The 3604-nt window shown below is 68.2% G+C and carries 3 protein-coding genes; all 3 read right to left on the reverse strand.

The window, feature by feature from the left end:
* Positions 1-866: sugar ABC transporter permease (locus V7067_RS16525; protein WP_334176989.1), on the reverse strand; the 866-nt coding region annotated here is incomplete at its 3' end.
* 293 nt (positions 867-1159) lie between these two features.
* Positions 1160-2449: a sugar ABC transporter substrate-binding protein gene (locus V7067_RS16530; RefSeq protein ID WP_334176990.1), complete on the reverse strand. Its 1290-nt coding sequence runs from the start codon at positions 2447-2449 to the stop codon at positions 1160-1162.
* Positions 2450-2551: 102 nt separating this feature from the next.
* Positions 2552-3604 (reverse strand): FGGY-family carbohydrate kinase (locus V7067_RS16535; RefSeq protein ID WP_334176991.1); only part of this gene is annotated, 1053 nt, incomplete at its 5' end.

Raw genomic sequence — 3604 nt, forward strand, 5'->3', positions numbered from 1 at the left:
GCCCATTTCTTCCCCGCACGCCAGATGAGAGTGAAGGCAACGGTCGTCACGATCAGCAGCAGGATCGACATCGCCGAAGCATAGGAGACGCGGCCGCCGAGATTGATGCCGCTCTGGTAGGCATAGAGATCGAGGGTCTCGGTCGCCGTGCCCGGCCCGCCGCCGGTCATGACGAAGATGAGATCGAAGGAGCGCAGCGATTCCACGGCCTTGACCAGCATGAGGGAGATCAGCGGCCCCTTCAGCATCGGCAGCGTGACGTAGGCGTGGATCTCCCACGGCTTCGCATTGTCCAGCATCGCCGCCTCGATCGGCTCGCGCGGCAGGGTTTCCAGCAGCTTCAGCAGGATGACGGAGAAGAACAGACCCCACTGCCAGATGTCGACCACCGCAACCGACAGCAGCGCGATGTTGGGATCGGCAAGGAACTCGATGGGGCCGATGCCGAAGAGACCGGCAATCCAGTTCACCAGCCCCAGCGACGGCGAGTAGAGGAAACGCCAGATGAAGGCCGCCGCCACGCGCGGCAGCAGCACCGGCGCGAGAAAGGCAAAACACAGCAGGTTGCGCGTCAGCGGCTTGCGCACCGTCTCGTAGATGAGCACCGCAAGCACGACGGCAAGGGCCAGAGTGCCCGCCACCGTGATGACTTCCCAGAGTGCCGAAATCTGCAGCGCATTGAAGAAGCGGCGGTCGCGGAACAGGCGCAGGTAATTGTAAAGGCCGACGAATTCGTAATCCGGCGAACGCAGCGTCCGGTTCATCAGCGAAAACCACACCGCACCGGCCGTGGAAACGACGGCCAGCGTGCCGAGCACCGCCATGGCGGGCGCAAGTGTGAGGATGGCGAACCGCTTTCGGGTCATGGAAAAGGCCCTCGCGAGCGCATGAGCCTGGAGCCGGCACAGCGCCGGCAGCAGGGCGGAAGAAGGGGGAACGGAAAGGCTTCCCGGCACGAACGGCCGCCGGGCCGGCCGGCGGCGGGCGAAAAAGCCCGGCCCCGCCGAAGGCGCGCGGGGCCGGGCGGGTTCGCGGACGTGCCATCCATTGGAGCCTGAGCCCCGCCGGCGGGAGCGACACGCCCGCGCCCCGGAAGACCGGCGCACCGCCCGCAACGCGCGGGCGACACGGCGGATCCAGCGGACCGGTTGCCGACGGATCAGTTCTTCCTGACGTGGGTCAGGCTGTCCTCGGCGGCAAAGGCGGCCTCGTCCAGCGCACCCTGCACGTCCTTGCGGGAGCCGGTGAACAGCTCTTCCAGATTGAGGCCCAGATTGTCGCCGATCTCCGGCCACACCGGGCTTGCCATGATGAGCAGGCTGGTGCGCGGACCGGTGGCCAGCAGCGCGTCGATATAGTCCTTCGGCACCGCCTTGCGGTAGGCCTCGCTCTTCATGGTGGAGGTGCGGCCGATGTCGGAGGCGATGCCGGCGGCGAGGCGCTTCTGCTCCATGTCCTTGGAGGTGGCCCAGCCGACGAAGTCTCCGGCCACCACGCGGGCGCAATCGTCCTTGGTGCCCACTTTGGAAACCGCCCAGCCATGGGCCCAGCCGGCCGAGGGCAGCGGCTCCGGCGGCGGGGCATAGCCGACCTTGCCGGCGACCGCCGACTTCTTCGGGTCTTCCATCCACGGCCCGAACACGTCGGATTCGATCAGGATCGCCACCTGACCGCCGCGGAAGGCTTCCACCGAGTCCGACCAGTTGAAGGTGCCCACACCCGGCGGGCCGGACTTCATGAGGTCGATATAGAGATCGGTCGCCTTGACGCCGGCCTCGGAATTGAAGGCCGGCTGGCCGTCCTTCAGCCACTCCCCGCCCTCGGCGCGGAAGAACGGCGTCCAGCGCCACACGTTCATGCCCGAACCGCGCTGGCCGCGTGCCGACCAGCCATAGACCTTGTTCGCCGGATCGCTGGTCGCCTTGACCGCGGCCACCAGATCGTCGAGCGTCTTGGGCGCCGGAATGCCCTTGGCCTCCAGAATGTCCTTGCGATACATCATCACGTCGCCGCCGCCGACGAACGGGGCGAAATAAAGCTTGCCGCCGGAGGTGGCGACATTGGCGAGATCGACGCGGAAATCCGCCAGGTCATAGGTGGCCGGCACCACGTCGGCCAGCGGATAAATCCAGCCGGCATCGACATATTCTGCCAGATTGGCCTCGTCGATATAGAGCACCTGATAGGAACCGGCGCCGGTGGAGGCATCGAGGCGGGCTTTCGCACGCCGCTCGTTCTCGCCGAGCAGCGTGATCTTCACCTCGGTGCCCCACTTCTTGTCGAATTCGCCGAGCTGGGAATCGAGCGCGGTCACCGCCGGCATGCCCTGCGCGATCACGTTGAGAACGGGCACCTTGCCCTTGCAGGCCGCCAGTTCGTCCGCGGCGGCGGCGCTGAAGGGAAGAGCGAGCAGGCAGACCGCCCCGAGCAGGGCTTGCTTCAGTGTCATGGTTTCACTCCCAGAGACTTTGTTCTTGTCGTCGTTCCTGAGTTCAGGGGCCGGCCTTGTTTGTCGGACGGTTCCCCTGCCGGCCGGCGCGCCCTGCCCGTTTCAGGCAAGGCCCGCCGCAAGCGCCACCAGTCCGGCATCGAGCTGCAGAAACTGGCGATAGCGGTCGTCATAAAAGGCGCCGAAAGCGGTTTCCGGCTCATGGCGCCGGCGGATGCGGCTCATGGCGCGCGCGGCCGTGACGAGATCGGCGTGGAGCCCGCCGGCGACCGAGGCGCACATCGCCGCGCCCAGCGCACCGACCTCGCCGGCTTCCACCACCTCCACCGGCCGCTGGCAGACATCGGCGAAGATCTGCGCCCACGGCGCCGACCGCGCCGCCCCGCCGGCAAGGCGGATCGCCTCCGGCCACCGGCCGCCGGCATGGGGCAGAATTTCCTCCGCGTGGCGACGATGCTGGAAGGCGACCCCCTCGCAGATGGCGCGGATCATGCTGGCTTCGCCATCGGTGGCCGTCAGCCCCACGAACGCCCCCTGCCGCGGCTGCGGGCCGTGCACATAGGGCATGAAGTGGCAGCGGCGGGCGAGCACCTCGCTGCCGGCAATCTTTGCCGTGGCCTCGGCCGGCGAAAGCCGGCGCCCCATGGCCCGTTCCAGATACCAGCCAAGATTGGCCGCCGACGACGGGCTGCCCTCCGCCACGAGGCGCGTCGCCCCGTCGCGATGCAGCATGTTGAGGATCGGCGGCCGCTCGGGCCGCGTGCCCGGCACCTCAAGGCCGTTGATGGCCCATGTGCCGGCAATCATCACCAGCCGGCTGCCATCGACGATGCCGGCGCCGAGTGCGCAGGCGGCCACATCCATCATGCCGCCGGCAACCGGAAGCCCCTCGGCAAGCCCGGTCTCGCGCGCCGCCGCGGCCGAAACCCGGCCGCCAACCGCAGACGAGCCGATGACCGGTGGCAGAACAGCCGCGATCTGCGGCACACCGAACGCGGCCAGCACAGCCGCAGAATAGGCCCCGCGCTCAAGGTCCATCAGGCCGCCGCCGCTGGCGTCGGTCGGGTCCGTCAGGGCTTCGCCGGTCAGGCGCAGACGGATGAAATCCTTGCAGGCCAGCCCCCAGCGGGTGCGCGCCATCACCTCCGGCTCGGC

This window comes from Pseudoxanthobacter sp. (assembly GCF_036822375.1).
Classification (GTDB): Bacteria; Pseudomonadota; Alphaproteobacteria; order Rhizobiales; family Segnochrobactraceae; genus Pseudoxanthobacter.